We start from the raw sequence: 25,906 nt of genomic DNA on the forward strand, positions 1-25,906 counted from the left end.
GCGCGCGGTCTGCTCCGCAGACACAACGCGCCGCCGCTACGCGGCGGAAGAGGCGCAGCGCTCCGCGCTGCTGGCCGGCCACTCCGTGGCCGCCGTGGCCAACTCCGTTGGCCACGGCTCGAATCGCTCCGCGATTCGAGCCAGCGGAATCCGCTCCGCGGATTCCTTAAAGTGCAGCTACAGAAGGGAGTCTGATGGCCCGGCACCTTGCTCGGCGGACCGAGGTGACGGACCCCCTCGCGACCTGAGCTGTGACGGTCGTACCGGTTGGGCACTCCCTCAAGGTGCAGGAAGGTTCGCCCTCTGGGTCTCAGCGTAGCCGAGTTGGCGCCGTTCCTCTGCTTTTTGGATGCAGAAAAATCTAAGTGATCTCCGGGAGATCGGGGCAGTCCTCTCCGGCCGTGCTGGAGGGTACGGTCCAGTTCTCGCGGAGGATCTCTTGCATCAACTTGCTTTGCTCTTCGGCTAGTTGATCGTTCTTATGCTTGGTGCGCGTCTTGGACAGCCACGGGCCGATCATGACGCGCTCGCCGTCCACCTCGATCCACTCCCGGGCGCCGGGCGGTCGGCCGTGCCGCTCAACGAAGGCCCGGAGCAGCGTCGTGTGCTGCTCGAAGGAACGGCGGCGCCGTGGACCAGTGGACGGGATAACGGCCTTGGGGGCGGGGAGCGGGATCTGGTCGGGGGTCAGGCCGAGGCGGGTGAGGAGATCGCGTTGGCCGGGGTCGAGCTGGGACCAGGTAGTGAACTGGCGGTGTAGCCAGGATCCGGCTTTCACTCCGCCGACCATCGTGTCGCGGCGCAGCGTGGCTGGGTGGTTACCGGCCTCGATGTGGTGGTGCAGGAGGTGGTATTTGCGGTGCCAGTCCGGGCCGTACGGAAGCGTCCAGGTGGGGTCGAGGGCGGTGAGTTGGGCTTCGCGGTTGGAGTTGAGGAGTTGTTTGCGGGCGAGGCCGCGGCAGTTGACGAGGAACTGGCCGCCGGGGGCGGTGGCGGGGATGGCGAGGTGGCCGTGTTCTTCGTGGAAGGCTTCGAGGGTGGCCAGGTTGGCTTGCCAGGCGGCTTCGTTGTCGTCCCAGACCATGCCGAGGTCTTCTAGTTCGGAGATCCAGCCAGAGTCGAGAACGCCCTGGTGGTAGGCGGTGCGTTGCCCGGTGATGAAGGCGCCGAGGCGGTAGCCGTAGGCGTCTTCGAAGTCTGCGGGGACGCGTAGGTGATGGTGTTCTTCGTGGTAGCGGATGGCGGCGGCCAGTCCGGCGCGGCGGGGTTGGGAGAGGGCTGCGCCGGTGGCGGGCCAGGCGATGAGGTCCATCGTGCGGGCGATATGTTCGGGGTCGAGGGTGAAGTCGAAGCGGAAACGGCGCGCGAGGAGTCGGTGGGTGTCGCGGTCCAGGCGGTGCTTGGTGTTCTTTCTGGGGGCGCGGGCGGCGATGGTCTGGTCGTGGCGGCGTAGGGCTGCGGTGACGAGCCACAGCGCCTCGTAGGGGGTGCCCAGGAGGTCGGTGGGGTCGGCGCCAGGCGGGATGTGGGCGGGGATGACCAGGCTGGCCGTCTTGTGGTCGACGGTCGGGGGCTTGCGCAGGGCGCGGCCGAGGGACTGGACGATGCGGCGCACGCTGGCGGTGCGGTCGGCGAAGACGACGGCGTCCACGGCCGGCAGGTCGATACCCTCGCCCAGGACCTGGGCGTTGGTCAGGATGCCGTGGTTGGCGGCGATGAAGCGGCCCTGGATCCTCTGGCGCTGGTCGGGGGTGTGAGTGCCGTTGATCGACTGCACGACCAGGTCCGCGGCCCAGGCGGGGCACTGCTCTTTGGGGAGGGTGCGCAGGGTGTGGGCGAACTGGCGGGCGAAGTCGGCTGCGTCGGCGACCTGCTGGAAGTAGACGATCACATGGTGGAGGTCGTGGTCGTTCATGGCCTTGAGGACGGCCAGGTGCAGCGCTGTGGTCCGGCGGGCGTTGGGGCCGAAGCTGGTGCGCAGGTCTGGGTCGGTCAGGACGGTGCGCAGGTCGGTGTCGGTGACTGTGGGGATGAGGAGCTGGTAGTCGGCCAGGACGCCGTCGTCGATGGCATCGGCGTGGGAGTAGGTGTGCAGGCGTTTCCCGAAGACCTTGGGGTCGTCCATGGAAGCGATCATTGAGGGGGCCTCCCACGCAGGCGCGGTCGCGGCGGTGCGCTTTGGTTGGGGGCGCTGGTCCGGGGCTTCGGCCAGGCGGGGGGCTTCCCACTCGTAGGGGGTGGCGGTCAGGTAGAGACGGCGGTCGGCGGGGATGCGCTGGTTATCGTGCAGGGTCGTCCAGCGTTTGTCCCAGCTGCCTGCAGTGCGGTGCGCCTCGTCCACGATCAGCAGATCGAAGACGGGTGCGGGGAAGGAGGAGCGCTGGGTCTCCTCGATCCGGGGCAGGGAGTCCAGGGTGACGAACACGGTCGCCTTCTCGTGCCGACTAAGCCAGTACGCCAGGAACGCACCCGAACCCGTACTCACCGCTCCCGCCTTTGCGAGCAGGGGATGCTTGTCCGCGCGCAGCGAGGAGATGGCCATCAGCGGCTCTGTGCGGCCATCCGCGCGAGCAGCCTGGGCCCACTGGCCGATCAGGTCCAAAGACGGTACGGCGATGAGGAGACGGGCGGTATCGAGCTCCTCGGCGGTGCGCAGCGCGATCAGCGTCTTGCCGGTGCCGCACGCGGAGACCATGTGGCCGCGCGTACCCGGCTTCCTCAGCCCGCGTACCCCGCTGTCCACCGCCGCCTGCTGATCCGGCCGCAGCACCCGGCGGGGGGTGTTGGGGTCAGAGGCGGGGCGCGGGGCCGCGGGCTGGGGACTGGGGCTTGGGGGCATCACCACGGATAACCTCGGGCTCACGGCGGCATGGTCGTGCCCATCCTCCCTCACTCGGCACAGGCTGTGCGGGGGTACCTCAGGGTGGTGTGGTGCCGGGCTGAGACGGGACGGGTACTGGTGGGATGGTGGCGGGTACGGTCTGTTCAGCGAGTTTGCGGTAGCCGGTCGTAGTGAGGGAGCGCCAGGCGCGGTAGAAGCCGAAGGCGGTCGCTGCGCCGAGGGCGGTGGTAGCGCCCAGGATGAGTGGGCGGTGCTCGAAGGAGTAGCGCAGCATGGCCAGGTCTGCGGTGAGGGTCAGGGCCAGGGTGTTGAGAGTCCATCCGCGGCAGATCCGCATGCGGGAGCGCGCGTAGTCCGCCCGGGCTGCCAAGACCGGGAAGTCGGCCAGGCGCAAGCGCGCTTGGGCGTAGGCGGTGTTGGAGGGGAAGAAGCGGGTGCGCAGCCGACGGCGGTGCGGCGTGAGGGCGGTATCGGCCGCCCGGTCGATGGGGATGCCCAGGGCGTAGGCGGCGGCGAGCGCTACTCCGGCCGCCGCGGAGGAGCCCGCGAGGGGGGCGAGTTTGGCCGTGGTAGCTGGGCCGATCAGAGCGACGAGGAGGAGCACGGCTGCGGTGAGCGCGCCGATGCCGACCACGAGGACCTCGATGAACATCGCGGTGGCGGCCACGAGGGCTGGGGGCTCGGGCTGTGTTGGGCTCGTCATAGGGCGACTCCCCAGATCTGGGCCATGTCGGTGATCATGCTGTCCGGTAGCTCGCTGTTCTTCCAGGCGATGTGCAGGTCGAAGCGGGAACGGATCTGGGATAGCCGTTCAAAGATGATCAGGCTTTCTGGCTGGCTGGCCAGCAGGTAGCGGCCGTGCTTGAGGAAAAGGGCGCTGGTGGGTCCGTACTCGGTGTAGGCACGTTCGAGACGCTCGCGGAAGCGTTTGGTGAACTGGGTGAGTTGCTCGCTGTAGGCGGTGGTGTCATCGATGGTCTGGGAGAGGGTGTCGATGACTTCGTGGGACAGGTCGGTGCTGTAGGGGTGGTCAGTGAAGGTGCGGTAGATCTGTTCGGCCGTGTTGAGGAGGTGGTTGCTGTGTGCAAGGTCGGGGTGCTGTGCCATGGCTTCCACCCCCCGTTCGACCTCGAGGTCGAATAGTTCGACCAGGGCAATCAGACGGTACAGCGAGCGTCTGACATCGGGGGGTGGGGTGACGCCGGGCTTGTAGAGAAGCTTGTGGGACATGCGTGACCACAAGTCGACGGCCTCGGTGCGTAGTTGGATCTCACAGTCGTACGGGTTGCCGTCGGGGTCTTCTTCCCTGCCGACCATGACGGCTTGGATGTGCAGGCGGGGGTAGCGCAGGCGGTCCTCGTCGCCGGGGGTGTCCCGGTCGTCCTCTACCCACCGGACGTCAAGGCACTCTTTGATCATTTTCAGGGCGGGGTCGAGCAGACCTCTGTGGGGCACGATGACGCGTACGCCGGCTTTGTCGGTGATTTCCTTCCAGGGGTCGGTGTAGCCCTTGCGGTACATCTTCGTGTTGAAGCCGCTGACCTCCTTGGCGCGGGCGGTTACCTCGCAGGCAATCCCGCGGAGGGCAATGTGATGCTCCAGGTGTGCCTTGGTCGCCTCGGCTGCCTTTTCGATGCGGGGTCGTTCGTGTTGATAGCGCTGGAAGGCTTCATCGGCGCTCAGGGGCACGGCTGACCCAGCCAAGCGTTGGGGAGGGTGCCGCGGAACGTCACGTCTGGGCCGGTGGGAGCGCATGTCCGTTGTGGGCAGGCGTGGCTTTTTTGGGGAGGGCGCGGATTGTCTCGAATCCAGGAAGTGTCTCGGCCTGGATGGGCAACTCGGGGCGCTGAGTGGGTGGTTTGGGAGGGCGGCCCGCTGTTGCTCCGCTGCTGGTCTTGGTGACGGTCGAGGTGACTGTCACCGTCGTCCGGCCGTCGCCGAGGTCCTCTACTTGGATGGTTCCGTCCTGCATGGCTTCTACCGGGGCGACTAGGAAGGCACCGTTGGACAGGTCCACCCGCATCTTCTGGAGCCTGTTGCTGATGAGCTCGGTGTTCTTCTCGAAAGTGCCGATAGGGACGTCGTTTTCGGCAAGGAATGCGGCAAGGTCGGCCTGGTGCGCGTCGCGCAAGTGGGTGCGGATGAACTCCGTGGGGTCCACTGTCGGGGTGGGGCTCTGGAGTTCCACCATAGTGGCCAGCACGTAGTTCATACGGGTGTCTGAGTCCGTGCAGCGGCTGTTGACCCAGTTCATCGCGGTGTCGTGGAAGCGGCGGGTCAGTTCCCTGGGGTCGTTTTGATGCCGACAGCCCAGGAACTTCTCGAGGAAGAAGCGGGCCACGTCCTTGCCCGTTGTCTGGGGGTCTGCAGCCCATCCCTGAAGCCCTGGTTCAGCCAGCCCCTCTTCGGAGAAGAGGGCTACTTTGTACACCTTGGATTTCTGGGTGAGCAGGAGGTCATCGAGGTACTGCATGGCGAAGGTGCGCAGGCCGTCGGTGACGATCTCGTTGGTCTGCATGCCGGTCTCGTGCTCGAGTTTGACCATCAGCAGCGCCTGCTGGCCGTCCAGGCGGGCGGAGGCGACCAAGAGAAGCCCGGCCGGGCTGTTTCCTCCTTGGCTGTCGCGCAGTGCGTGTGCCAGTTCCCCGGAGACTTGGACGAGGTCCTGTTCAGTGTCGAGGAAGGCGCGGACCGTGTCGGGCAGGGGGGATTTGAGTTCCGGGTCCTCGATGACCTCGCGCCCCAGACGGGCGAAGACGTCACGCAGTTTGCCCTGGAGTTCGTAGCGCACGTCTTCGTCCAGGCGGCAGAACGTCTGGCTGAGCTGGAGCGGAAAGAGCTCCTCGTTCTGGGTGCGTCTGGGCACTATGTGGACGATGGCCTGGTCCACGACGAGGTCCCCGAAGTCGGTCCGCACTGCCCACCCCACGCATCCCGCCCGCACCCCCGTAGGCCGGACGCATTGTCGCCAGACGCAGTCCGGAGCGGAGCTAGCCCGTCCCGCGGCGTACGTCTGTGCGGCATCACCTGGCCCGGGGCGGGGCGGGCCGGTTCTGGGCCTGTCCGTGTCACGTGCCAACAATCTTGCCGCTCATCGTAACGGAGCGTACGAAGGCCATGGCAGGGATACCGGGAGTGGTGGCTGAACTTCAATGGTGGGCCAGGGCATGTGTGAGCTGTCGCCTGTGCCGGGATCGACACAGAGGAGCATCCTCTATGAGCTTGTCCTGCGAAGCTGAATAGCGGTTGAAGCGGCAGGGGCGGACTCAAGATCAGGCGGGTTCATCACCGCATCGAGAAGGCATGCGTGGTCGTGGCGGCTGCTGCCGCCCCGCGCCTAGGGTGTCGTGTCGGGTGGTTCCAGGATCGGGTTCCAGGCGAACCGGCCCAAGTTCTCGTCGCCCAGTTCCCATGGGGATTCCAGCAGCAGTTTCCGGGTTGTCCCAAGGTCCGTGGTGACGAAAGCGGGGGCGGGACCGATACGGGTCATCAGGTCACCCCATTCGTGGAGGAAATCCTCGTCCTCGCCGCGCAGTCGGCGCATCGCCGCTTCCACGCAGGCAGGCCATTTCGGCATACCGTAGTGGCGGCTGTTGGTCCCGATGCGGGGAGCGCCGGCAAAGAGGAGGAAGTCGTCTGGCGGCAGTCGCTTCTCGAAGTGCCTGAACATGTCTATGTGCTGTTTCGCCTGTTTCTTGATTCTCCGAGGAATCCCCAGCCGAAGTCCTTCAGAGTCCGCTCGCATCCCGGCCAGACCATGTCCCGGTCCAGGATCAGGTCCTCCAGTGCGTAGAGACGGAACGGGTCATCGGAGCCCAGAACGTCGAACGCCTGCCGGGTGTGCCAGGTGTTGCGGGCGAATATCGTCCCGTCGCGCAATGCCTTGCGCCGGCTGGTGGGTCGAGAGGCGTGCGCGTCCTCGATCGGACCGTTGCGCCAGACGGACAGGACGAGACCGTGGGCCGCCGCCCACCGCAGTCCGTCCTGCGTCCCGAAGACACCCATCTCCTCAAGGCGTTGCCGCGCCCAGTCCGATGTGTCCTGGATGTCCTCGTCCACCGGCTGCCTCTCCCCCCATGGTTCTCCGCACTCCTCGATTCGAATTTTCGGTGTTCCTGTCCAGCCACGCGGCGCAGGTGCCTGCGAGAAGTCAGTCCAGGCCGGGCCCCGGCGCCTGGGTGCCACTTTCTCTCGTAGTCACGCCGTCCGCCGGGCCGCTCTCAGGCGGGCCGGACCGCTGGAAGGCTGCGCTGAGCGCGTGCAGTTCGGCACGGCGAGCCCGTATGAGCTCCTCTGGCTGGCGCAGAGCGGTGTCCAGGAGCCACACGCCACGGCGGAACGGCTGAAAGCCGATGCTCTCCCACAGTGCGGCGACCTTCTTCTTCACATGGCGGCGATATGCCTCGGTGGCCTGCTCACGGTCTTCGGGGTACTCACCCATGGCCGGATAGACCGCGACCGCGCAGCAACCCCCGGACAGACGGCGGATCGCTTCGGCCGCCAGAGCCGGGCCCAGTCCGAAGCCCCTCCACACCTTGTCGAGGCTGACGCGGTCGAGGAGCAGCAGATCGCCGACAGGATGAGTGACCGCTTTCTCGAACGCAGCGCTATAGCCGTCGCGTCCGGATCGGCCCAGGGCAGCGGAAGCAATGACCTCGAGATCGCCGGACTCGGCGTCCGCCGCCTCCCACCGGTTCTCGCCGGTGTAGTCGCGCAGCCTCCACAGAATGAGGTGCCCGACCTCGGTACCCGCAGCCGGAGCGTGGCTGTCCCCGTCCTCCTCGTCGTCCCACTCCTCGTCGCCCGCCTGCCCGTGGGTGACCGCGACGTACCAGGATTCCAGCGTGTCCTCAAAGTCGTAGGGCACCGCAGGGTGTCCGTGACCGTAGTGGAGGTGAAGACGGGCGGGGTCGCCCGGGAGCTCGGTGACCGGCCGTTTGGGCCTCGCTGATGGCATGGCGGAGAGACTAGAAGCGGGCACTGACACCGCACCGGGAAACGGGAGTCCAGGGGGCGGGCGCGGTGAGGCCGGGGGCCGGTCACTGGTAGAGGAAGTCTGTCCAGCACACCTGGAGTCCGGCGACCAGGGGGACGGCGGTGTCCGCTGCCTCTCGGTGGCCGAGGGGCGGAAGAGGGTGTCCGCCGTCGCGTCTTCGTCGACAAGCTCGGCCGCGCCTTCACCACCAACGAGTACGCGGGCCGCTCGCACGCCGTGCCGGGCACTCGCACACGTAGCCCAGCGGGCACGCAACGGGCGGGCGCCCCTGAAATGCGGCAGGGTCCGGATCCTCTAATGGATCCGGACCCTGCTCGGCAGTAGCGGGGACAGGATTTGAACCTGCGACCTCTGGGTTATGAGCCCAGCGAGCTACCGAGCTGCTCCACCCCGCGTCGGTGAAGCCAACCGTACGCCATCCCGCGAGGTCCGCAGACCACCTCCGGCCAGGGGCTATGCAGCGAAGCCGACGTTGGTGCAGTACTCGTACGCTCCGTACTGGGACCCCAGATCAGGCAGGATGTCGTCGGTCCAGGCCGCGTCCAAGCCATGGTGGTCACCGGCCGCCCACGCGCCGACGATCCGGTCCCAGCGGCGCACGTTCATGTGCCGGAAGGGAATGTCGCGCTGCAGCGGGCGGGCGACGCCGGACTGGTTGAGGGGGTGGATCTCCACCCTGGTGCCGCCGTTCGCGTTGAGGCGCTTGAGCAGGTGCCGGGCCACGTTCTGCCGGCGCACCACCCGGTAGGCGTCCTCGATCTTCTTCAGGTTCTTCGCCGAGGGGTGGCGCTTGCCCTCCAGCCACGCCTTCAGCGTGCGGTCGGTCACCATCAGCCCGGCATCCCGGGCGGCCTGACGGGCGTGGTCGGACCTCGTCAGATAGTTCAGGCGCGCCATCAGACCGCGCTTCGCGGTGATGGGGGTGGCGATGCCGCCGGCGAGGTCGTCGAGCTTTTGCCCGACGAGTTCACTTCCCCTGACACCGCTCGCGCCGAACTTTCCGAAGTCATTGTTCCTCTCCGGCATCTACTGCTCCTCCCCCATCGTGTCGGTGCCCGCGGTGTAGAGGTCTTTGACCTTGACCTCGGTAACCCCACGGCCTTCGGGGAAGACACGGCGCCAGTCGCCGATGACGTGGAGTTCGTCGGTGCCCATCGCTCGGACGACGGCGAGTCCTTCGTCGTGGGCTTTGAGCGCCTTCATCCAGAGGTTGGCGAAGGCCTGGGATCGGATGATGTGCATCCAGTCCGGCCGGTACAGCTCCCGGTTGTAGTTCGACTCCCCCATGGTGGAGACGAACTTCGAGTACATCGCCTTCACGTACTCCAGGGTCACCGCGTCGCCGTCGGCGATGGCGGTGTCGCGGGCGTCCTTGAGCGTGATGCGGAACTTCTCCAGCAGGTTCTCCGTCGCCCCCGATGTATAGGACTCGTGGACTTCCGGCGCCTCGCACAGCCCGTGCTTCGGGCTGGACAGGCGCAGCAGGAGACGCAGGGTGGGTTCGGTGACCCATAGGGGCCCGGGTTCGTCGCGCTCGCCGATCGGGTTGGGCAGCACGGCGTCGTACTCCCAGGCGGGTGGGGTGATCAGGTGGACTCCGGCGCGGCGGCCGTCGTGCGGCATGCCGGTGGTGTGCTCGAGCTGCCCGAGCGGCAGATGAGTCTTGAGGGCGGACAGATAGGCGCCGTTGATGTCCAGTGCCGTCACCTCATGAACGCCGGGCGGCAGTTCGGCGCGGGTCCACTTGGGGCGGGCCTCCCAGATCTGGTCCGCGCCCCGGGAGGTCTGCTTCTTCAGGATGTCGGGAATTGCGGGGTGGGCGATCACGTCGTACCGGGCGCCCTTGCGGGTCTCGTCCAGCAAGCGCATCGCGTCCCCGATCGCCTTCTTCAACAGCGCCGCGGTGGCCGCTTCCACATCGCCCTGGTGCTCGGCGAGCGCTCCCTCAACCGCCGCATGGATCAAGCCCACCGGGCCTGACGGCTCCTGGAATGCCCGGCGGGCCGGGCCCTTGGCACGCTCCGACGGCTTCGAGGCGGGGGCGGACCGGTCGGCGACCGGGGCTGGCTGCGCCTCGACTGTGCTGTCCTGGCATTCGGCTGGGTCCAGGTGCTGAGCGAAGCCCTCCACCCGCCGCCCGGCCGGACGCCCGCACAGCACACACGGCTCCGGCACGGTGAGTACCTCGACTTCGTCCCCGCCCTCGGGCTCGGGCTCGGCTGCAGCGGCGGCATCCGCTGCGACGGGCTCGGCCGCAGTGGACTCCGCCGCCGGCTCGATTTCGGGCGTGGTGTCGGCGGCGAGCTTGGCGCTCAACCCGTCCAGGAGGTAGGCGTACTTGACGCGCACCTCGCCGGCCGGATCCCGGCCGGCTTCCCAGGCGCTGACCGTGGAAGGGCTCACCCCGAGGGCGCGGGCCACCTGCGCCTTGGACAGCTGAGCCTGCTCGCGCAAGGCGCGGCGGGCCTGGGCGTCTGGGAGGTCGGTCTGCGGGCCGACAGAGGCGAGGAGCGAGTCGATCGCGTCGAAATCACTCACCGGAACGCTCCCTTCAGATGTAGGTGACGGGGTTGCGAGACAGGTGCGGACTCTTGGTGGCACGGCCGACACGGTCGTCGCCGCGCAGCAGCTCTCCCTGGAGGGCATAGCGGTTACCGTGCTTGGAGATCCCGGTGATCGTCGCCACGGCGAGGACAGTGCCTTCGGCGTTGATGATCTGCACCTCGTCCTGGGACAGCGCGCGGTCGGCGTTGAACTTCCAGATACCGCGGCCGGCCTGCCATGCCTCGTCCTCGCTCATGCCAGAGCGCCATCCGATGGTCGACCGCCCGAGCACGTCGTCCGGACCCGCCTCGCGCTCGGGACCGATCTGGATCTGCAACACCCGTCCGCCTCCCAGAACCTGAACTCTTCAACTTGTCACCAAGTTACCATCCGAGCGTGAAACTTCGCAACAAGTTCGGAAGTACCCAACTCGATTGGCTCCAGCACGACTTCACTGCTCAGCCCCTCGACGCGAAGGAGGCACACGCCATGGCCAAGGCGTCAGCGAAGTACTGCGCGGCATCCGCGCCGGAACCTGCTCCACCTGCCACGAGGTCTCGGCCAGCTTGGACTTGGCGATCTTCTTGATCTCGCGCCGCTCGGGCAGCGTGAACGTCCTTGGACTGCCGCCTCGGTACCTGGGGTAGAGCGAGTCGAAGTTGTGGATCACGTTGCGGACCCGGCCCGGGCCGGTGAACGTGACCTCATCGATCTTGTCGGCGGGCATGCCCTGCGCGGACAGCGGCACCATACGGGCCCGCCGCGAGGTTCACTACCGACCCGGTACCCCGGCGGATGATCCGCAACAGCCGCGCACCTTCGTCGTTATCGATCTCCGTCGAACCCGTTCAGCCACCAGAACGGCGTCGCCGATGCATGCCGCCCGGACCTGAACCCAGACGGCGAGTCACGGCCCCTTGTTTTCGCGGTGAAGGTGCCCGGACCACGTTCCGGCGAGGCTGCATCAAATACGTGAGCTGCACGGTGTGCAGCAGGCTTCACCACTGCCCGCATGTCACTCGACGCCGCGCCGTGGTCATGGGGCAGCGCGCGGCGGGACTCGTGGTCATGTCATGCCCAAGGATCACGCCCGCAAGAGCAGCGCCCGCCGGCGGGCCGCCCGCACCGGATCCTCCTACACCTCCGCCAACGCCCGCACTGTGCACGAAGATCCCACTCCTACCGTCTGGCTGGCGGGACGGTCCTGGCCGCACGGACTCGAGCAGGTCCTGCGCGACGGCGAACGGCACTGGCGGTGGTGTGCTGGCGTATGTGAGAAACCGCCGCACTCCGCATGACCCCGCCCGACAGTTGACGTGCTGCGCCTACTGCTTCGCCGTGGTGCCGGTGCGGGCCGGTGCCTGGGCGGGCGCGCCACCCGCAGCTTCGACACAGTGCAGGTCGTGGCGCAGAGCACCGCACCGCTGCCGGTACGGCCGGGGTGGGCGCCGGAGACCTTCATGGAAGACTCGGATCTTCCCTTAGAGGAACTGCTGGCCGCCGATGAGCGGTTCGCCGGTGCGGCCGCCCGGCCGGTCATCAAACCCGAGACGATCGTCGTCGACCACGGCTCACCGTTCGTCTCCGCGGACTTCACCCGCTCCTGCAACTGTCTGGACATCGAGGTGCGCGAGGCCCGGCTGCGCACCCCCGTCGACAAGTCGATCGTCGAGCGCGCCATGCTGGCGATCAAGACCGGCTTCAGCCAGCACCTGGCCTCCTACACCCACCACCGTCTGGACCTGCGCGGCGAACAAGTCCGCAAGCAACCGCTGTGGACGATCGCGCAATTGCAGGAGCTGTTCGAGCAGTGGGTGGCGCTGCGCCGGCAGCAGACCCCGCACGGCGCCCTGCGCAGCCCGTTCACCCCGGGGCTGAAGCTCAACCCCGAACCAGATGTATGCGGCGCTGATCTCGCTGCGCGGCTACCGGGCCACGGCGCTGACCGAGAGCGAGAACCGCAAGCTGCTGCCGACCGCGTGGGTGCGCATCGACCGCACGGGCTTCCAGATCAACAACCGCACCTGCAACCCGGACAAGGCAGGCCTGGATCCCTTCCGCGGTACCTCGGGACTCGCGGCATTCCAGGGACGCCGGGAGGTGCACTACTGCCCCAACCACCCCGAGGCCGCCTGGCTGTTCAACCACCGGGTAGCCCCCGACGACGACCCGTGGGTGGAGGCGCCCTTCATCCACCGGCGCCTCCTGCACGACCGGTGGACCGAAGAGAGCTGCAAGGGCTGCAGGTCCATCTCGCCGCCGGCGGACATCGCCGGAACGAGGCCGCCATCGCGCGAGCCACCCATCGCCTGCTGTCCAAAGCAGCCGATGGGCCCGGGCCCGGCGACGCGCCCGCTGCCTCTGCACATGCCCTGCCCTCGCCCCACCGCCGGCCCGTGACACCCAAGGAGCCCTACGCCGTCGGCATGCCGACGCGGACAGACGCGGATCGGTGGGAAAGGGTCCCAGACCTTGGCGGCCTGGAACTGGTGCGGGCTCATCCGCTGGAGTGTGCCGGTGTGGGGCATGCCGTCTTCGCCGGTGTTCCTCACCAGGAACCACAGCTCGATACCCAGATCTGCCGGTGAACGGCCCGGGAAACTCATGACAGGCCGCTTCCCTCTCGCCCAGGAAACGGGCCAAAGCCGATACTGAGCACGCCCGTACCCATGCCCGATCTGCAGCCGGGCTGGGCGTAGTAACGGCCCAGGGCGTACAGAAAGCATTCACCGGCGATGGGACACATCTCGTCACGGGCATGCAAGCCGAAATAGGACGGGCTCCGAGCGTTGGTCTCCGTCGACGCCGGCAGATGGTGCTGCGCTCCAGGCGGGCCACGGAAATGGGGCCGGCGTTTTCCGGAGGGCGTGGCCGCGGCCGTGCAACTGCCGGACGCGACCGCGCGGGACGGCGTCATGTGACCTGTGCGGGTGGCCCAGCCCCAGGGTGTCTCAGGTGGCGCACCTGTGTAGACAAGAGGCGTTCGCCGCCGATGGTTCAGGGAGCCGAAGCAGGAACAGGGCCGTGCGGCCGTCAGCGTGGCACAGATAACCTGCGCGAATGAAGCGCATCCAGCGGGCCGCTGGCGCGGTCGTCGGCTCAGCGGTGGGTGACGCCCTGGGCGGCCCCTTCGAGTTCGGCCCCCAGGGAGCGTTTTCCGCACGGTTTCCCGCGCCTGGTTCCGGTGACGAGATGTGCGGAGGCGGTGGCTGGGACCCCGGCGAAGCCACGGACGACACACAGATGGCCGTCCTGGTCGCGGAGTCCCTGCTGGAGCAGGGCGGACTGGATCAGCCCTCGCTGATCACTCCGGAACAACGGGCAGACTGCACGCAGTTCGAGCCGGTCATGGACAAGATCTACGTCCCGCGCGCGGGACGCGGCCGTCCCCGTCGCACGCCGGACAGGGGGAGCGCCGACAAGGCGTACAGCAACCGCGAAAACCGCGCCTACCTCCACACACGCGGCATCCCGCACCTGATCTTGGAGAAGCAGAACCACAAAGCCACCCACCTGCCCCGGAGCACACGCGGCGGACGACCCCCGGGCCTCGACAAAGACCGGCACAAACACCGATACAAAGAACACAACACTGCGCAACGAGCCCCCGGCAACCGGAAACAGTTCAGAACCGCGGCCACCCACAATGACAAGCGCGGATACCTCTACCCCGGCACCGCCACCCCCGCCACACCCCACACCCGGCCCCGTTCCTGATCGGACGGACACCCCCTCGTCCACGACACCCAAGACCACGCCCGCCCCTCAACTACACCCCCACCCAACAACATCAGCCCAGAGCCACCGTCGTGATGTGGGCCCGGCTTGCGGTAGTGAGCGATCCGGGTGGTTTCGCCCGGAACGCGCACTGCCGCAAGCCGCCCTACCTGGCGAGTTCAACCGGTTCGTTCAGTCTCGTCAGCTTCAGTGGATTTCTCACCAAGTAGACCCGGGTGATCCGTCCGTCCTCCACCACGAGGCTCACCGCCGTGGCCAGCTCGCCGTCGATCTCGATCCGGCCGGCAGGTGCCCCGTTGAGCCACACGGGGGTCGTCGTGAGCGCGGCCACCTGCACCCGGTTCGTGCGCGCGAGCACCTTCGCCACGAGATCGACCCCGTGGATCGGAGCCAGAGCGGCGGCCGCCAGTCCGCCACCATCGGCGACCAGGACCACATCCGGCGCCATGACCTCCACAAGTTCCTGCAACTGCCCGGTACGCAAGGCGAGCAGGAACCGCTCCACCACGGCCTGCTGCTCCGACCGGCTCACCTGAACCCGCGGCTGCCGGGCCGCCACATGCTCGCATGCTCGCCGCGCGATCTGCCGCACCGCGGCCGCGGACTTCCCGATGGCCTCGGCGATCTCGCCGTACGGCAGCTCGAAGACCTCGCGGAGCACGAACACCGCCCGCTCCGTGGGCCCGAGCGTTTCAAGGACGGTCAGCATCGCTATCGACACGCTCTCCGCGAGCTCCACGTCCTCGGCGACGTCAGGGCTGGTCAGCAACGGGTCCGGCAGCCACTCGCCGACATAGTCCTCGCGGCTGCGCGCCAACGTCCGCAGCCGGTTGAGCGCCTGTCGCGTGACGGTCCTGACGAGGTAGGCCCGCGCGTCGCTCACCCGCGACTGGTCGACCCCGGCCCACCGCAGCCAGGATTCCTGCAGCACGTCCTCCGCGTCGGCCGCGGAGCCCAGCATCTCGTAGGCGACCGTGAACAGCAGGCTGCGGTGGGCAACGAACGGGTCCTGGGTCATGCCGCCGTCCCTGCGTCGGACGTTTCAGGTCGCGCCGCCAGCGGGAGCTCGCAGGCATCGGAATAGCCCTGCGAAGTGATCCCGTGTGCCGTGTTGCACCTGGCTGCCAGGTTGGCGAAGCCGATGAACACGGTGAGCTCGACCAGCGCCGCCGGGCCGAGCCGGCCCAGCAGACTCGCCGACAGCTCATCAGTGACCGCCGTCGGCGTGTCCGTCATGGCCTCGGCGTACTCCATCACCTCCCGCTCCAACGGCGTGAACACCTCAGACTCCCGCCAGCGCGGAACCTGACTCGCCTTGGCCAGGTCCAGGCTCTGATTCTGGGCCGCGAAGTAGTTGACGTCCAGGCACCAACTGCAGCCGACCCGCGCCGCGACAGCCATGTGCGCGAACGTCTTGAGACTCGCGTCGGCCGCATCCCACGTGGCCACCTTGGCCGCAAACTCCTGGTTGGCCTCGGCGAGCTTGGGATTGTTCCACAGCACCTCATTGGGCTCGGGCACCGAGCCCAACTGATTGATCAGGCTTTCGCGGAGCTCGGCGGGGAGCTGGGCCTTCGGTACACGTAGAGCCATCATGTCCTCCTTGGACGTTTGCCTGCTGCACATGAAGACACCACCGGGCCCAGGAATGTGACACCCACCCAACGCCATCGCGCAGGAACCGTCAGCACGCAGTCTGCGTGGCCTGTTGCTGGCAGGCACAGGTCGGTGGAGCCGATGGACGCCCGGCTGGGTCAGGACAGCAACCGTCAAACGCTGGCCCACTTTGTCATCTCCAACCCGTGGGAGGCGGGACGCGGGCGGGCCCATCTTCATTACGCGTGCAGGTCATCCACTTCAGCGGTGAGCGGTCGGTTGGGAAGGCCCTTGATTCCTCGCTCGTCGACCGCTTCGAGCAGCGCTGGCAGGCCCGGCTCCGCCCCCGTCGCCTCGCACATCTCAGCCCACACCGTGTAGGCGCGGAACTCGAGCTGGTAGCGGCCGACCGCGTTGGGTTTCACTGCTCCTCGTCCCTGCGGGTTTCACTGCTCCTCGTCCCTGCGGGTTGGTGATCCCGTGTCCGGCCAAACGCGCGGCCAGCTCTTCGCGGTTCGGCTCAGGCCCGCGGGTATGCAGGAACGACTCGTAGCCGAGGTAGTAACGATCGACCGCCGTCAGTTGCACCGCCTCATCCAGTGCAGCCTCGTGCAAGGTGGAAGCCGTGTCACGCCCGGGTTCGCGCTGGTCACCCGGCGGGCCAGGTGGAAGCGGCGCCTGGGCCTGAGGCTCGTGCAATGTGCCGGTTCCGTCCAGTGCTCCCGTGAGCGCTCGTCGGGCTTCACCGAGCCTGGAGAAGGGTGTTCTTGCGGCTCCGGGCCTTGCGGATTGCACGTCGAGTTCCTGCTGGCAGCGCAACTCCGAGCTGCCCCGTCAAGTGGCGTTCGATGAAGGGCCGGTGCGGCGTACTTCTCAGCCCAAGCGGAAGGTCGTCAGCACTGCCCGGTGATCCGATGGCCAGGTCTGCCCGCCGCCGATCACCCGGGACGCCACCGCTTTCGTGGTTCCGCCCTTGTGCAGGACGAAGTCGATCCGGTCTTGCGGCTCGGGATAGTCGTCGTACGCGGTATTGCGCTTCCACACGGTGGACCATGTATCGCCGCGATCAGCGGCCGGATCCGGGTTCACCTCGCGGAAAGAGTCCTTGAAGCCGCTGTCAGCGAATGCTTTCGTCGCCGGCCACTCGACCACCGAATCGCAGTGGTGATCCTTTGTGTCCTCGGTCCAGTCCAGGTGGGACGGCCCGTTGAAGTCCCCCGCCACGATCGCCGGGGAGGCTCCCGTCCACCGCGCCACAGCCTCGGCCTGCGACGTGCGGGTGTCCTCGTCGGCGTAGATGTCGTCGTAGGCGTCCTTGTCGAAACAGGCGTTGTACGGACCGTAGTCCTCCGGGTCGAGACGCACCGAGTACACCCATACTCCGTCCACCCGCGCCGCGACCGCCTCCGCGCCGCTTTCCTCGTCGGAGAAGAAGTCGCGGCCTTGGACCGGTCTACGGCTCAGCAGTTCGACGTCTGTGCCGCTGTCCGTACGATGCTTCCAGCCGAGCTGCGCGGCGATCTCCGCCGTCAGTGCACTCGAGGACTCTTGCAACGCCACCACGTCCGCGCCCGACAGCCTGATCACCCGAGCCATGGCCCTCGCGCCGTGCTCGACGTGCTTGCCCGCATCCCAGGTGTTCAGCGTCATCACCCGCAGCTTCTTCTGCGCGGGCGCGGCCGCCGCCTTGCCGGCATCCGCCTCGCCGCCCCGCAAGAACGTCCCTGGCAGGAGCGCTGCGGCAGTCGCACCCCCGGCGGCCAGGGCCAGAGCTGCCGCGATCACGAGCGGACGGCGTACCCCGCGCGGCCGCCGCCGCTCCGGCTCCGGAGGCGGAGCCGCCCAGACCCGCGTGCTCCCGCGACCGGGCGGCGTCTCAATGGCCGCCGAGCGCAGGAGCCGCGCCGCTCCTGCTGACGACAGGCGCTCAGCCGGGTCCTTGCACAGCAGGCCCTCCAGCACATCGCGCAGCGGGCCGGCGGCAGCTGCCGGAAGGTCTGGCGCCTCGTTCGCCACGGCGTGCAGGGTGGCAGCCGGAACGGATCGCGCGAAGGGCGAACGGCCGCAGAGCAGCGCGGACAGTGCGCAGCCCAACGAGAAGAGATCGCTCGGCGCCCCGACGTCCCCTCCGGTCAAGCGCTCCGGTGCGATGTATTCCACCGATCCAATGACCCCGCCCGGCACCGTGAGCGACTCCGACCCGGCCATCGTGGCTATCCCGAAATCGCACAGCACCACCCGGCCGTCCGAGCGCATCAGCACGTTCGCCGGCTTCACGTCACGGTGCAAGGCGCCTGCCGCGTGCACCGCGTCAAGGGCATCGAGCAGCTGTACGCCGATCTCGGTTACGCGTGCGACGTCCAGCGGGCCGGCGTGCGACACGTGCTCGGCGAGCGAAGGCCCGTCGACGTACTCCGTGACCATCCACACCCGATCGTCCTCATGGACGAGGTCATAGATGCCGATCACGTGCGGGTGTGCCATTCGGGCCACGGCGAGCGCCTCTCGCCGGGCCCGCTCCCCGCGCTCATCGCCCGCTTCGCCGACCGGCTGGACGTGCATCTCCTTGACGGCGACGACACGCTCCAAGAGCTGATCGTTCGCGCGCCAGACCGTCCCCATCCCACCGCGTCCAGAGAGCTCGACCAGGAGATACCGGCCGGCCACCAGACGCTGTCCACCCCCACTGCTCATCCCTCCAACCTACCGACCACCTCGCGCGAGTCCGGGACCGGCCCATGTGACCGGCTCGGGGAACCCACCCGACGCGGTGGCCGTCCTCGATACTTTGGAGCAGGGGTTCACCGCGGAGGACGCGACGTGAGACGGAGCGCCGTCCACAATCCCCCCATCATTCACCCCGCCGCTCCCGGTGACTGCTCGTCGTCGTCTCAGGTGCCTCGTCGGGCATCGGAGCCGCGACGGCACAGGTCCTCGCCGCAATGGCTACCACGTCCTTGCCGGGGTACGCACCGACAGCGAAGCGGACGCCGTCCGGGCCGACGGCATCGAACCGGTCACCCTGGACGTCACCGTCCCGGAACACGAGGTGGGTTGCCCGGTGTCGGTAATGAGGACTTGGCGGGCGCGCCGGTCGCGTGGGTCTGGCTTGCGGGTCACCAGAGTGTGGGCTTCGAGGTCGTCGAGGAGGTAGGTCATCACGGTGCGATCGAGACTGACTTCTTTGGCCAGGGCGAGCTGGGTGGGTGGCTTACCGCCGCCGGCCGGTGCACCAGGACCAGGTAGCCGCGGGCTCCGCCGGGCAGGTCTGCGACGGAGCCGGTGGCGACGCGGCGGATCGCCGTGGAGACCATGCGGATCGCCCAGCCAAGGTCGGTGTCCAGCGCCAGGGATTCTGTCCCGGCACGCGGCTTCGGTTGGCCGAGGTGGTCGTTGTCCATGTCGCACTCGGTCCGGGCCGGGCCGTTCTCGTCACAGCAGGCGACAGGGAAGGAAGTGTGGCGTGTGAGCTGTCGGAGCGCCTGTTCGACGTGGTGAAGGTCGTGTACGACGCGCCCGAGGCCGGGCTGTCGACCGAGCGGAGCGCTGCAACGTTTTACGTCGCCCATCCTCGGTGCCCAAGTACGTTCAGCGCCTCAACCAGGCCGTGGACGGGGCCAGCGGATGTTGCCTCGCGAGTATCTGATTGCTCGGCTCGGCCGGGTACCCCGCGTTCTGAATCCGTGCCACGAGCCGTGGCACGGCGCAGGTGCAGGCCCGGCCGCCCCAGTGCGACTTTTCGCGCTACACGGCACGCGTGACATTGCCTGGACTGGGCGAGTGGAGTCTGCGTTCCGCCCTACCTGGCACTGGAGTTGCCCTGCAGATGGCACCTGCTCCGGCACTCTCGAGGCAACTGGGACTGAAGGCGGCGTCGTTCTCGACCGGACCTTATGTGGCCACCGGGACTCCTGCGTGTGCTACGTCCTACGAGCCGTGTGCTGGAGAGACTCACCGGGCCGGCTGCTCAAGGAGAAAACGGGCGCTCCTGCTCCGGTCACGCTCGGGGTCGCTGCTTGGTCTGCCATTCTTCGTATCGGTCCAATATGGCTGGCATCTCCTGGCCGAGGAACCAGTAGAAGTCCCGCATGTCCCGGATCCGCGTGATCGCCCTGCCACCAGTCCCCTGCGCCTGCTCGAGGGTGGCGTCGAGGAGGGTCAGGGTGTTGCCGACGATGGTGAATCCCTCGCGGAACAAGTGGACCCACAGTTCGTCGCGCACGCGGTAGTGATCGCGTCGGGTGTCCGGCGAGACGCTGCGCTCGACCAGCCCCATCTGCAGCAGTAGCCGGCCGGAGTTCGACACCGCCGCGGGGCTGATGCCCAGTGCCTTGATGAGGTCCTTGCTGGACAGATCGGGTTCGTCGGTGGCCATCAGGGCCCCGAGCATGCGTGCGGCTGCTTTCGGCATCCGGTCCGCGAAGTGCTCGGCGAGCCGCTCGATGAACTCCCCCTGCCACCCCAATGCGTCTTCCGATCGCTGCATGGCGTCACGGTATCAGAAGAGGCCATTTACAATTAAGTGAACGGCCTCTAGAGTTCCCTGTCCGACGGCTACAGACCTGTAGCCGGTACACGCTGGTCACCGGCCGCGGGGGCAACGCCGCGACCGGCACGGAACATCGCCACTCGCCTGAGCCTCCTGGAGATCGTCGTGTCGGACCTTGCCCCGGCTGCTTCCCGCACCCGATGTACACCTGTCACCCTCGCCGTCCTGGCCGCGCTCGCCATCGCTATCGGCGCGGTGGAGAGCCTTCCACTGCCCGCGTTGCCGCTTATCCAGACAGAACTGGGGCTGACCCCGGCGCAGGCGGGCCTGCTGTCCACCACGCTGCTGCTGGCCGGTTCGGTCACGATGCCGATTACCGCCAAGCTCGCCGATGCCCACGGCGGACGGCGCATGCTGCTCGTCCTCGTGTGGTGCATCGTGGCGGGCGGTGCCACCTCGGCGTTCGCGGGCTCGCTGCCGGTAATGCTGGTCGGCCAGTTCCTGCAGGGGCTAGGGGCCGGCGTGCTTCCGGTGGCGTTCGTCGTGTTGCGCGAGTCGTTTCCCGAGCGGATGTCCACGTCGGTCGGTGTGATCACGGGATTCTTCACCGCCGGCGGCGGCGCCGGCATCCTCGTCTCGGGACAGCTCGCGGACACCTTGTCGCGCCGGTGGATGTTCTTGCTGCCCACCCTGCTGGTGACGGTCCTGGCCATGGTCGCCCACTTCGTGCTGCCCCGCGGCAGCGCAGGAAGGCGGGCGGCTGCGCGGTTGGACTGGCCGGGTTGCCTCCTGCTGGCGGTGGCCCTAGGCGCCCTGATGTACAACCTGTCCAAGATCCCGGAGAACGGGTGGCTTTCCATTACCACCCTCGGCCTCTTCGCCTTGACCCTCATATCCGGGGCCGCGTGGGTCGTGGTCGAGCGCCGCGCTCAGGATCCCGTCGTAGACCTGCGGCTGCTGGGCCGGCGGGGCGTGTGGAGCTCCAGCATCGTCGCGGGCGTCCTGGGCGCGGGTTACGCGGTCCCGAACTTCCTGATCCCCCAGCTGCTGGCGGTGCCCGAGGCGGTGGCCGGATTCGGTTTCGGGGCCTCGCCGGGCGACATCAGCCTGTACTTGTTCCCCGGCATTGTCGTCGCGGTCGTCGTCGGTCCGGCAGCCGGCCTGCTGGTACGTCGGGTCGGCTCCCGCGTGGTGGTCGTGGGCGGCCTGGTCGTGACCGCGGCGGGGCTGCTGTTCGCGATGCAGTGGCACAGCTCGCCCTGGCAGATCGTGCTCGTCCTGTTGCTGACGACCGGTGTCGGTGTGGGCGCGGCGTCGACTGCCCTGTACGTCGGGGTGATCGACTCGGTCGAGGAAGCCGAAACCGGCGTCGCGACCGCCGTCAGCGGCGTCGCGCGCGGCATCGGAGCATCCCTCGGCGTTCAGATCGCCGCCGCGGTCATCACCGCGAACACGAACCCCACCACGGCCCTTCCTACCGAACGCGGATTCCAGCACGGCTTCCTGCTGTCCGCCGCCCTCATCCTGCTCCCACTCGTGATCATGCGCTTCCTTCCCGGCAGTACGCGCCGGGCGGCACGCCCCGCGCCGAGCGAGAAGGCCACCGGGCCGACAACGGTCCAGTGATCTGTTCGATCAGAAAGGCAAGACCCTCGTGAACACCATCGACTGGCAGAGCCGATACACCGTCATCCAGCAACTGCTGGGCGACCACTCCCAGCTCGTCATCAACGCAGAAGTGCATCCCCGGTGGATCGGCGAATCCGGCTGCTTCTGGTATCTCCGTCACGGGACGGACGGCCGCGAGGCGCGCGTCGTCAACGCGCACACGAAGCACGTCCAGACGCTGCAGCTGGCTCCGGTCTGGGTGGCCCTGGAAGCCGCGTTGGAGACGCGCATCGACACCGACCACGCAGATCTGCGCGGCCTGGACTTCGCCCTCGACCCACTGCTGGCCACTTTCGAGTTCCATGGACGCCGCTGGGAGTATCTCGCCGACGGCGGGACCCTGCGCAACTGCGGCGAGGTGGTCGAGTCGCTGTCTTTGGAGGCGCCGGACGGCAAGACGGCCGCCTTCGTACGCGGCCACAATCTGTGGGTCCGCGACCTCGCCTCCGGCGCCGACCGGCAGCTGACCACCGACGGTGAGGAGCACAACGCGTATGCGAGCCCGCCCGTCGCCTCGCGTGCCTCGGCCGCGATGCGTGGTGAGGGCGCGCAAGGACTGTGGTCACCCAACTCGCGGTACTTCCTGACCCTGCAGACCGACGAACGCCACGTCCCAGAACTGCCCTGGGTCGACTTCGTCCCAGCCCCCGGGGCCCGCCCGGTCATACACCCCCACCGCACCAGCCTGCCCGGCGACCCGCGGGTCACCGAGTTCCGCATCCTGACCGTCGATCTGGAAACCGGTCGGCAAATCGAGGCCCGCTACCCGCGTCTTGCCGCGGTCCGCATGAACGACACTGTCTTCGCCAACGGCCTGGCATGGTGGAGCCAGGACAACCGGACCGCCTACTTCGTCGACATCGAACGTGGCGAAAAGAGGGCCCATGTGGTCGCGTTCGACCTCGCCACCGGCGCCACGACGGTGGTGTTCTCGGAGACCGCGGATACCCCGTTGGAACTCGGCGTGAACGTTTACACGCGCACCCTGATCACCCCCGTCCCGGGCACCGACGAGCTCATCTGGTACTCAGAACGATCCGGCCGCGGCCACCTCTACCGGTACGACCTGGCCACCGGGGCCCTGCTGAACGCCGTCACGAGCGGGGAATGGCAGGTCCGCGAGCTGCACGGAGTCGACGCCGAACGGCGCGAGGTGCACGTGCTGGCCGGGGGCATCGATCTCGCCGAGGACGACCCCTATCTGCGCAAGCCCGCGGTCGCCTCCCTCGATGGCGGGAGCGTCCGCATCCTGTCCGACGAACCCGGGGACCACACCGTGTGGCGGCCGGGCGATTTCGGCCTGGTCGCCCTGCACCTGTTGACCGGAACCGACCCCAACCGCGTCTCCGGGTTCTCCCCGGACGGCCAGCACTTCGTCGAGACCGTCTCCCGTCCCGGACGGCTGCCCCACACGGTGCTGCGGGACCACGACGGCCGACTCCTGCTGGAGCTGGAGCAGGCCCAGGACGTCGGCCTGCCCAGCGACTGGCAGTGGCCCGAGCCGGTGAAGGTCAAGGCCGACGACGGGACAACCGACCTGTACGGCCTGCTGTTCAAGCCGGCCGACTACGACCCGGCAAAGTCGTATCCCGTCATCGACCACATCTACGGCGGGCCGCAGGTCCCACACACCCCCAGGGCGCCCTTCACCGACTTCGGCGAGACCATCACTTTCCTGGAGTCCGCCGCACTCGCCCGCCTCGGTGCCTTCGTGCTCGTTCTGGACGGCCGCGGCACTGCCTACCGCGAACGCGACTTCCGGCAAGCCTCCTGGCGCGCCGCCCACACCGCCTCGGACATCGACGACCACATCGCCGGACTCGGGCAACTCGCCCAGCACTACCCCGCAATGGACCTGTCCCGCGTCGGCATCACCGGATTCTCTGGCGGCGGCTACGCCACCGCACTCGCGGCGCTGCGGCGCGGCGACTTCTTCACCGTCGCGGTCGCCGGCGGCGGCAACTACGACCTGTCCCTGTTCTGGCACGGCTGGGGCGAGCGCTATCACGGCACCTTCGACGCCGAGCACTACCAAACCCAGGCCGCACGCACCTACGCCGAGGGCCTGAGCGGCCACCTCATGCTCATCCACGGTCTGCGCGACGCCGGCTGCCACCCGGCCGGCCTGTTCCAGTTCACCCAGGCCCTGATCGACGCCGAGAAGGACTTCGACCTGGTGCTGCTGCCCGACGCGGGCCACGAGATGACCGGCTACGCGCTGCGCCGACGCCTGGACTACTTCGTCACCCACCTTCTCGACGACACCCCGCCCTCCGGCATCAAAATGGCCTCCCCGCTCAGCGAGCTCATCCTCGCCAAGGCCGCCGCCAACACCCCCGCCCCGGCGGAGCGTGCGAAATGACCGCCGTGCGGCTCGCGACCAGCCTCGGCACCCTCACCATCGAAGCCGACACCGACCGCGCACCCGTCTCGGCCGGCGACTTCCTGCATCATGCCGAGCACGGCAACCTCGCCCACGTCTCCTTCCTGCGGGCCGTCGACGCCGACAACGACCAGGGCACACCCCCGATCAGCATCCTGCAGGCCGCGCCGATCCAGGCAGTGCCCAACTGCGCGCCGATCGCGCACGAGAGCACCACCGAAACCGGGCTGCGTCACCGGAACGGCACCGTCTCGCTGGCACGCGGCGAGCCGGGCACCGCCAGCGGATTGACCTTCTTCGTCTGCCTGGGCGATCAGTCGGCCCTCGACGCAGGCGGCGCCCGCCTGCCCGACGGTCTCGGGTTCGCGGCGTTCGGAGCGGTCACCTCCGGCATGGACGTCGTCCGCAGCCTGCACGCCCGGCCGCGCCATGGATCCGCGCCGGTCGACGCAATGGAAGGGCAGATCCTGACCGACCCGGTCCCCATCCTTGCGGCGCAGGTACTGCGTTGACGACCCACCCCACGACAGGAACAGCATCACGACGCACCACTCGAACTCCCAACTGAGTCCGTTGGTTACTTTCATTGGTGCCCGCTGTCAGGGGCTGTGAGGTCGCAGAAGTAGATTCGGAAGCCGGTCAAGTCCTCTACCTCCTCGTGGTATTACAGCTCACGACCTAAAAGGCGCTAACAAAGCCGTTGGACGTGGCGGTGGGTGATCAGGCAGACGGCGAGACCGAGGAAGGCCTCATGGATGTCGTCGCGCCGTTCCCAGCGGATGCGCAGGCGGCGGAAGCCGTGGAGCCAGGCGATGGTGCGCTCGACGACGTAGCGGAAGATGCCCAGGCCGGTGCCGTGTGGCTCGCCTCGTTTCGCGATCACGGGGCGGATGCCGCGCTGCCAGAGCAGGCGGCGGTACTTGTCGTGGTCGTAGCCGCGGTCGGCGAGAAGCGCGTCAGGGCGTCGGCGCGGTCTGCCGACCCGTCCCGCGACGGCTGGGATCTTGTCGAGCAGGGGCAGGAGTTGGGTGACGTCGTTGCGGTTTCCGCCGGTCAGGGTCACTGCGAGCGGGATGCCCTGGCCGTCGACGATGAGGTGGTGCTTGCTGCCCGGCCGTGCGCGGTCGACCGGGCTGGGCCCGCTTTTGGGCCTTTACGAGCTGCCCTGACGTGGGAGGAGTCGATCACCGTCCGGCCCCAGTCGATCTGGTTCTTCGAGCGCAGCTTCTCCAGCAGGACGACGTGGAGTTGGTCCCAGACGCCGGCGTCATTCCAGGCGGCCAGGCGCCGCCAACAGGTCATTCCCGAGCCGAAGCCAAGCTCCTGGGGCAGATACTCCCACTGGATGCCGGTATGCAGCACGAACAAGATCCCGCACAGGGCCTGCCGATCGGGCACCCGCGGTCTGCCCTGTGCCAGCTTCGGTCCAGGCTCGGGCAGCAACGGCTCGATAAGCGACCACAGTTCATCCGACACGATCCACGGCCGCGACTGACGTTTCGCCACAACCAGACCAACGAGCCGACGCGCCAAGAGTCACATGATCAACCGCTTTTGTTAGAAGCAGTAAGCCCCAAGTGAGTATGCGTCGCAGACTCGCGGGCCAGTCGGCGGTCTACTCGGCAAGTGCGTCGCGGACCTGCGGCGCCT

At 67.9% G+C, this 25,906-nt stretch carries 22 protein-coding genes, 1 tRNA gene and 3 pseudogenes; 5 read left to right on the top strand and 21 right to left on the bottom strand.

Features of this window, described 5'->3' with window-relative positions; all coding sequences use genetic code 11:
* Window positions 1-361: 361 nt before the first annotated feature.
* The 13 genes and pseudogenes from ABXJ52_RS00005 to ABXJ52_RS00065 all read right to left on the bottom strand — a co-directional run bounded on the left by ABXJ52_RS00005 (window position 362) and on the right by ABXJ52_RS00065 (window position 12,226).
* The gene (locus ABXJ52_RS00005; RefSeq protein WP_367048702.1) at window positions 362-2,839 is read right to left on the bottom strand and encodes a Helicase associated domain protein; all 2,478 of its coding nucleotides are present in this window, start codon (window positions 2,837-2,839) and stop codon (window positions 362-364) included.
* Between the two features lie 79 nt (window positions 2,840-2,918).
* Window positions 2,919-3,545, bottom strand: a complete 627-nt coding sequence (locus tag ABXJ52_RS00010) for a hypothetical protein (RefSeq protein WP_367038148.1) — start codon at window positions 3,543-3,545, stop codon at window positions 2,919-2,921.
* Complete coding sequence (locus ABXJ52_RS00015; protein ID WP_367038150.1) at window positions 3,542-4,531, bottom strand: hypothetical protein; 990 nt, start codon at window positions 4,529-4,531, stop codon at window positions 3,542-3,544. Before ABXJ52_RS00015 ends, ABXJ52_RS00010 begins: the two co-directional genes overlap by 4 nt.
* 40 nt (window positions 4,532-4,571) lie before the next feature.
* The gene (locus ABXJ52_RS00020) at window positions 4,572-5,732 is read right to left on the bottom strand and encodes a nucleoid-associated protein (protein ID WP_367038151.1); all 1,161 of its coding nucleotides are present in this window, start codon (window positions 5,730-5,732) and stop codon (window positions 4,572-4,574) included.
* Between the two features lie 447 nt (window positions 5,733-6,179).
* Window positions 6,180-6,512 (bottom strand): hypothetical protein, encoded by a 333-nt coding sequence (locus ABXJ52_RS00025; protein WP_367038153.1) that lies wholly within the window; start codon window positions 6,510-6,512, stop codon window positions 6,180-6,182.
* 2 nt (window positions 6,513-6,514) lie between these two features.
* The gene (locus ABXJ52_RS00030) at window positions 6,515-6,901 is read right to left on the bottom strand and encodes a hypothetical protein (protein WP_367038155.1); all 387 of its coding nucleotides are present in this window, start codon (window positions 6,899-6,901) and stop codon (window positions 6,515-6,517) included.
* A gap of 91 nt (window positions 6,902-6,992) precedes the next feature.
* Window positions 6,993-7,709 carry a hypothetical protein gene (locus ABXJ52_RS00035; RefSeq protein WP_367038157.1) on the bottom strand — a complete coding sequence of 239 codons (717 nt, stop codon included), beginning with the start codon at window positions 7,707-7,709 and terminating at the stop codon, window positions 6,993-6,995.
* A gap of 450 nt (window positions 7,710-8,159) precedes the next feature.
* Window positions 8,160-8,233, bottom strand: a tRNA-Met gene (locus tag ABXJ52_RS00040).
* A gap of 58 nt (window positions 8,234-8,291) precedes the next feature.
* Window positions 8,292-8,864 carry a helix-turn-helix transcriptional regulator gene (locus ABXJ52_RS00045; RefSeq protein WP_367038159.1) on the bottom strand — a complete coding sequence of 191 codons (573 nt, stop codon included), beginning with the start codon at window positions 8,862-8,864 and terminating at the stop codon, window positions 8,292-8,294.
* On the bottom strand, window positions 8,865-10,376 hold the full coding sequence (locus ABXJ52_RS00050) for a helix-turn-helix transcriptional regulator (RefSeq protein ID WP_367038161.1): 1,512 nt from the start codon (window positions 10,374-10,376) through the stop codon (window positions 8,865-8,867).
* 13 nt (window positions 10,377-10,389) lie between these two features.
* Window positions 10,390-10,722 (bottom strand): hypothetical protein, encoded by a 333-nt coding sequence (locus ABXJ52_RS00055; RefSeq protein ID WP_367038163.1) that lies wholly within the window; start codon window positions 10,720-10,722, stop codon window positions 10,390-10,392.
* A 216-nt stretch (window positions 10,723-10,938) separates the two neighbouring features.
* Window positions 10,939-11,238 (bottom strand): annotated as a pseudogene (locus tag ABXJ52_RS00060) (IS630 family transposase); the annotation flags it as partial.
* A 715-nt stretch (window positions 11,239-11,953) separates the two neighbouring features.
* Window positions 11,954-12,226 carry a hypothetical protein gene (locus ABXJ52_RS00065; RefSeq protein WP_367038165.1) on the bottom strand — a complete coding sequence of 91 codons (273 nt, stop codon included), beginning with the start codon at window positions 12,224-12,226 and terminating at the stop codon, window positions 11,954-11,956.
* Between the two features lie 52 nt (window positions 12,227-12,278).
* Between ABXJ52_RS00065 and ABXJ52_RS00070 the strand changes: the two genes are divergently transcribed.
* Both ABXJ52_RS00070 and ABXJ52_RS00075 read left to right on the top strand, forming a co-directional pair.
* Complete coding sequence (locus ABXJ52_RS00070; protein ID WP_367038167.1) at window positions 12,279-12,782, top strand: hypothetical protein; 504 nt, start codon at window positions 12,279-12,281, stop codon at window positions 12,780-12,782.
* 660 nt (window positions 12,783-13,442) lie between these two features.
* Window positions 13,443-13,673: pseudogene (locus ABXJ52_RS00075) on the top strand (ADP-ribosylglycohydrolase family protein); the annotation flags it as partial.
* Between the two features lie 592 nt (window positions 13,674-14,265).
* Here ABXJ52_RS00075 and ABXJ52_RS00080 read toward each other — a convergent pair.
* The 7 genes from ABXJ52_RS00080 to ABXJ52_RS00110 all read right to left on the bottom strand — a co-directional run bounded on the left by ABXJ52_RS00080 (window position 14,266) and on the right by ABXJ52_RS00110 (window position 20,202).
* Window positions 14,266-15,138, bottom strand: coding sequence for an RNA polymerase sigma-70 factor (locus tag ABXJ52_RS00080; protein ID WP_367038169.1), 873 nt, complete (start codon window positions 15,136-15,138; stop codon window positions 14,266-14,268).
* Window positions 15,135-15,713 (bottom strand): carboxymuconolactone decarboxylase family protein, encoded by a 579-nt coding sequence (locus tag ABXJ52_RS00085; protein ID WP_367038171.1) that lies wholly within the window; start codon window positions 15,711-15,713, stop codon window positions 15,135-15,137. Before ABXJ52_RS00085 ends, ABXJ52_RS00080 begins: the two co-directional genes overlap by 4 nt.
* Window positions 15,714-15,955: 242 nt before the next feature.
* A complete protein-coding gene (locus ABXJ52_RS00090; RefSeq protein WP_367038173.1) occupies window positions 15,956-16,141 on the bottom strand; it encodes a hypothetical protein in 186 nt (61 codons plus the stop codon).
* Window positions 16,142-16,589: 448 nt separating this feature from the next.
* Window positions 16,590-18,410: a protein kinase gene (locus ABXJ52_RS00095; RefSeq protein WP_367038175.1), complete on the bottom strand. Its 1,821-nt coding sequence runs from the start codon at window positions 18,408-18,410 to the stop codon at window positions 16,590-16,592.
* A gap of 252 nt (window positions 18,411-18,662) precedes the next feature.
* On the bottom strand, window positions 18,663-18,875 hold the full coding sequence (locus ABXJ52_RS00100) for a MarR family winged helix-turn-helix transcriptional regulator (RefSeq protein ID WP_367048704.1): 213 nt from the start codon (window positions 18,873-18,875) through the stop codon (window positions 18,663-18,665).
* Window positions 18,875-19,117 (bottom strand): hypothetical protein, encoded by a 243-nt coding sequence (locus tag ABXJ52_RS00105; RefSeq protein WP_367038177.1) that lies wholly within the window; start codon window positions 19,115-19,117, stop codon window positions 18,875-18,877. Before ABXJ52_RS00105 ends, ABXJ52_RS00100 begins: the two co-directional genes overlap by 1 nt.
* Before the next feature lie 596 nt (window positions 19,118-19,713).
* Window positions 19,714-20,202 carry a helix-turn-helix domain-containing protein gene (locus tag ABXJ52_RS00110; RefSeq protein ID WP_367038179.1) on the bottom strand — a complete coding sequence of 163 codons (489 nt, stop codon included), beginning with the start codon at window positions 20,200-20,202 and terminating at the stop codon, window positions 19,714-19,716.
* Window positions 20,203-20,370: 168 nt separating this feature from the next.
* Between ABXJ52_RS00110 and ABXJ52_RS00115 the strand changes: the two genes are divergently transcribed.
* Genes ABXJ52_RS00115 through ABXJ52_RS00125 form a run of 3 tightly spaced genes read left to right on the top strand, consistent with a single transcriptional unit; the run spans window position 20,371 to window position 24,768 of the window.
* Entirely contained in the window at window positions 20,371-21,831 is a 1,461-nt protein-coding gene (locus ABXJ52_RS00115; protein ID WP_367038181.1) for an MFS transporter, read from the top strand.
* Between the two features lie 28 nt (window positions 21,832-21,859).
* Window positions 21,860-24,235, top strand: coding sequence for a DPP IV N-terminal domain-containing protein (locus ABXJ52_RS00120; RefSeq protein ID WP_367038183.1), 2,376 nt, complete (start codon window positions 21,860-21,862; stop codon window positions 24,233-24,235).
* The gene (locus ABXJ52_RS00125; RefSeq protein WP_367038184.1) at window positions 24,232-24,768 is read left to right on the top strand and encodes a peptidylprolyl isomerase; all 537 of its coding nucleotides are present in this window, start codon (window positions 24,232-24,234) and stop codon (window positions 24,766-24,768) included. The genes ABXJ52_RS00120 and ABXJ52_RS00125 overlap by 4 nt, the downstream gene beginning before the upstream one ends.
* A gap of 176 nt (window positions 24,769-24,944) precedes the next feature.
* On the opposite strand, the pseudogene ABXJ52_RS00130 reads toward ABXJ52_RS00125, so the two are convergent.
* Window positions 24,945-25,762 (bottom strand): annotated as a pseudogene (locus ABXJ52_RS00130) (IS5 family transposase).
* Window positions 25,763-25,906 lie beyond the last annotated feature (144 nt).

The sequence above is a fragment of the Streptomyces sp. Je 1-332 genome, assembly GCF_040730185.1.
Lineage (GTDB): Bacteria > Actinomycetota > Actinomycetes > Streptomycetales > Streptomycetaceae > Streptomyces.

Bases quoted from the DNA above. Each gene is read 5' to 3' on its own strand.
- ABXJ52_RS00105 (WP_367038177.1), bottom strand. From the start codon at position 19,117: ATGGACAACGACCACCTCGGCCAACCGAAGCCGCGTGCCGGGACAGAA.
- ABXJ52_RS00095 (WP_367038175.1), bottom strand. From the start codon at position 18,410: ATGAGCAGTGGGGGTGGACAGCGTCTGGTGGCCGGCCGGTATCTCCTG.
- ABXJ52_RS00005 (WP_367048702.1), bottom strand. From the start codon at position 2,839: ATGCCCCCAAGCCCCAGTCCCCAGCCCGCGGCCCCGCGCCCCGCCTCT.
- ABXJ52_RS00100 (WP_367048704.1), bottom strand. From the start codon at position 18,875: ATGACCTACCTCCTCGACGACCTCGAAGCCCACACTCTGGTGACCCGC.
- ABXJ52_RS00010 (WP_367038148.1), bottom strand. From the start codon at position 3,545: ATGACGAGCCCAACACAGCCCGAGCCCCCAGCCCTCGTGGCCGCCACC.
- ABXJ52_RS00085 (WP_367038171.1), bottom strand. From the start codon at position 15,713: ATGGCTCTACGTGTACCGAAGGCCCAGCTCCCCGCCGAGCTCCGCGAA.
- ABXJ52_RS00045 (WP_367038159.1), bottom strand. From the start codon at position 8,864: ATGCCGGAGAGGAACAATGACTTCGGAAAGTTCGGCGCGAGCGGTGTC.
- ABXJ52_RS00080 (WP_367038169.1), bottom strand. From the start codon at position 15,138: ATGACCCAGGACCCGTTCGTTGCCCACCGCAGCCTGCTGTTCACGGTC.
- ABXJ52_RS00110 (WP_367038179.1), bottom strand. From the start codon at position 20,202: ATGCAGCGATCGGAAGACGCATTGGGGTGGCAGGGGGAGTTCATCGAG.
- ABXJ52_RS00125 (WP_367038184.1), top strand. From the start codon at position 24,232: ATGACCGCCGTGCGGCTCGCGACCAGCCTCGGCACCCTCACCATCGAA.
- ABXJ52_RS00070 (WP_367038167.1), top strand. From the start codon at position 12,279: ATGTATGCGGCGCTGATCTCGCTGCGCGGCTACCGGGCCACGGCGCTG.
- ABXJ52_RS00025 (WP_367038153.1), bottom strand. From the start codon at position 6,512: ATGTTCAGGCACTTCGAGAAGCGACTGCCGCCAGACGACTTCCTCCTC.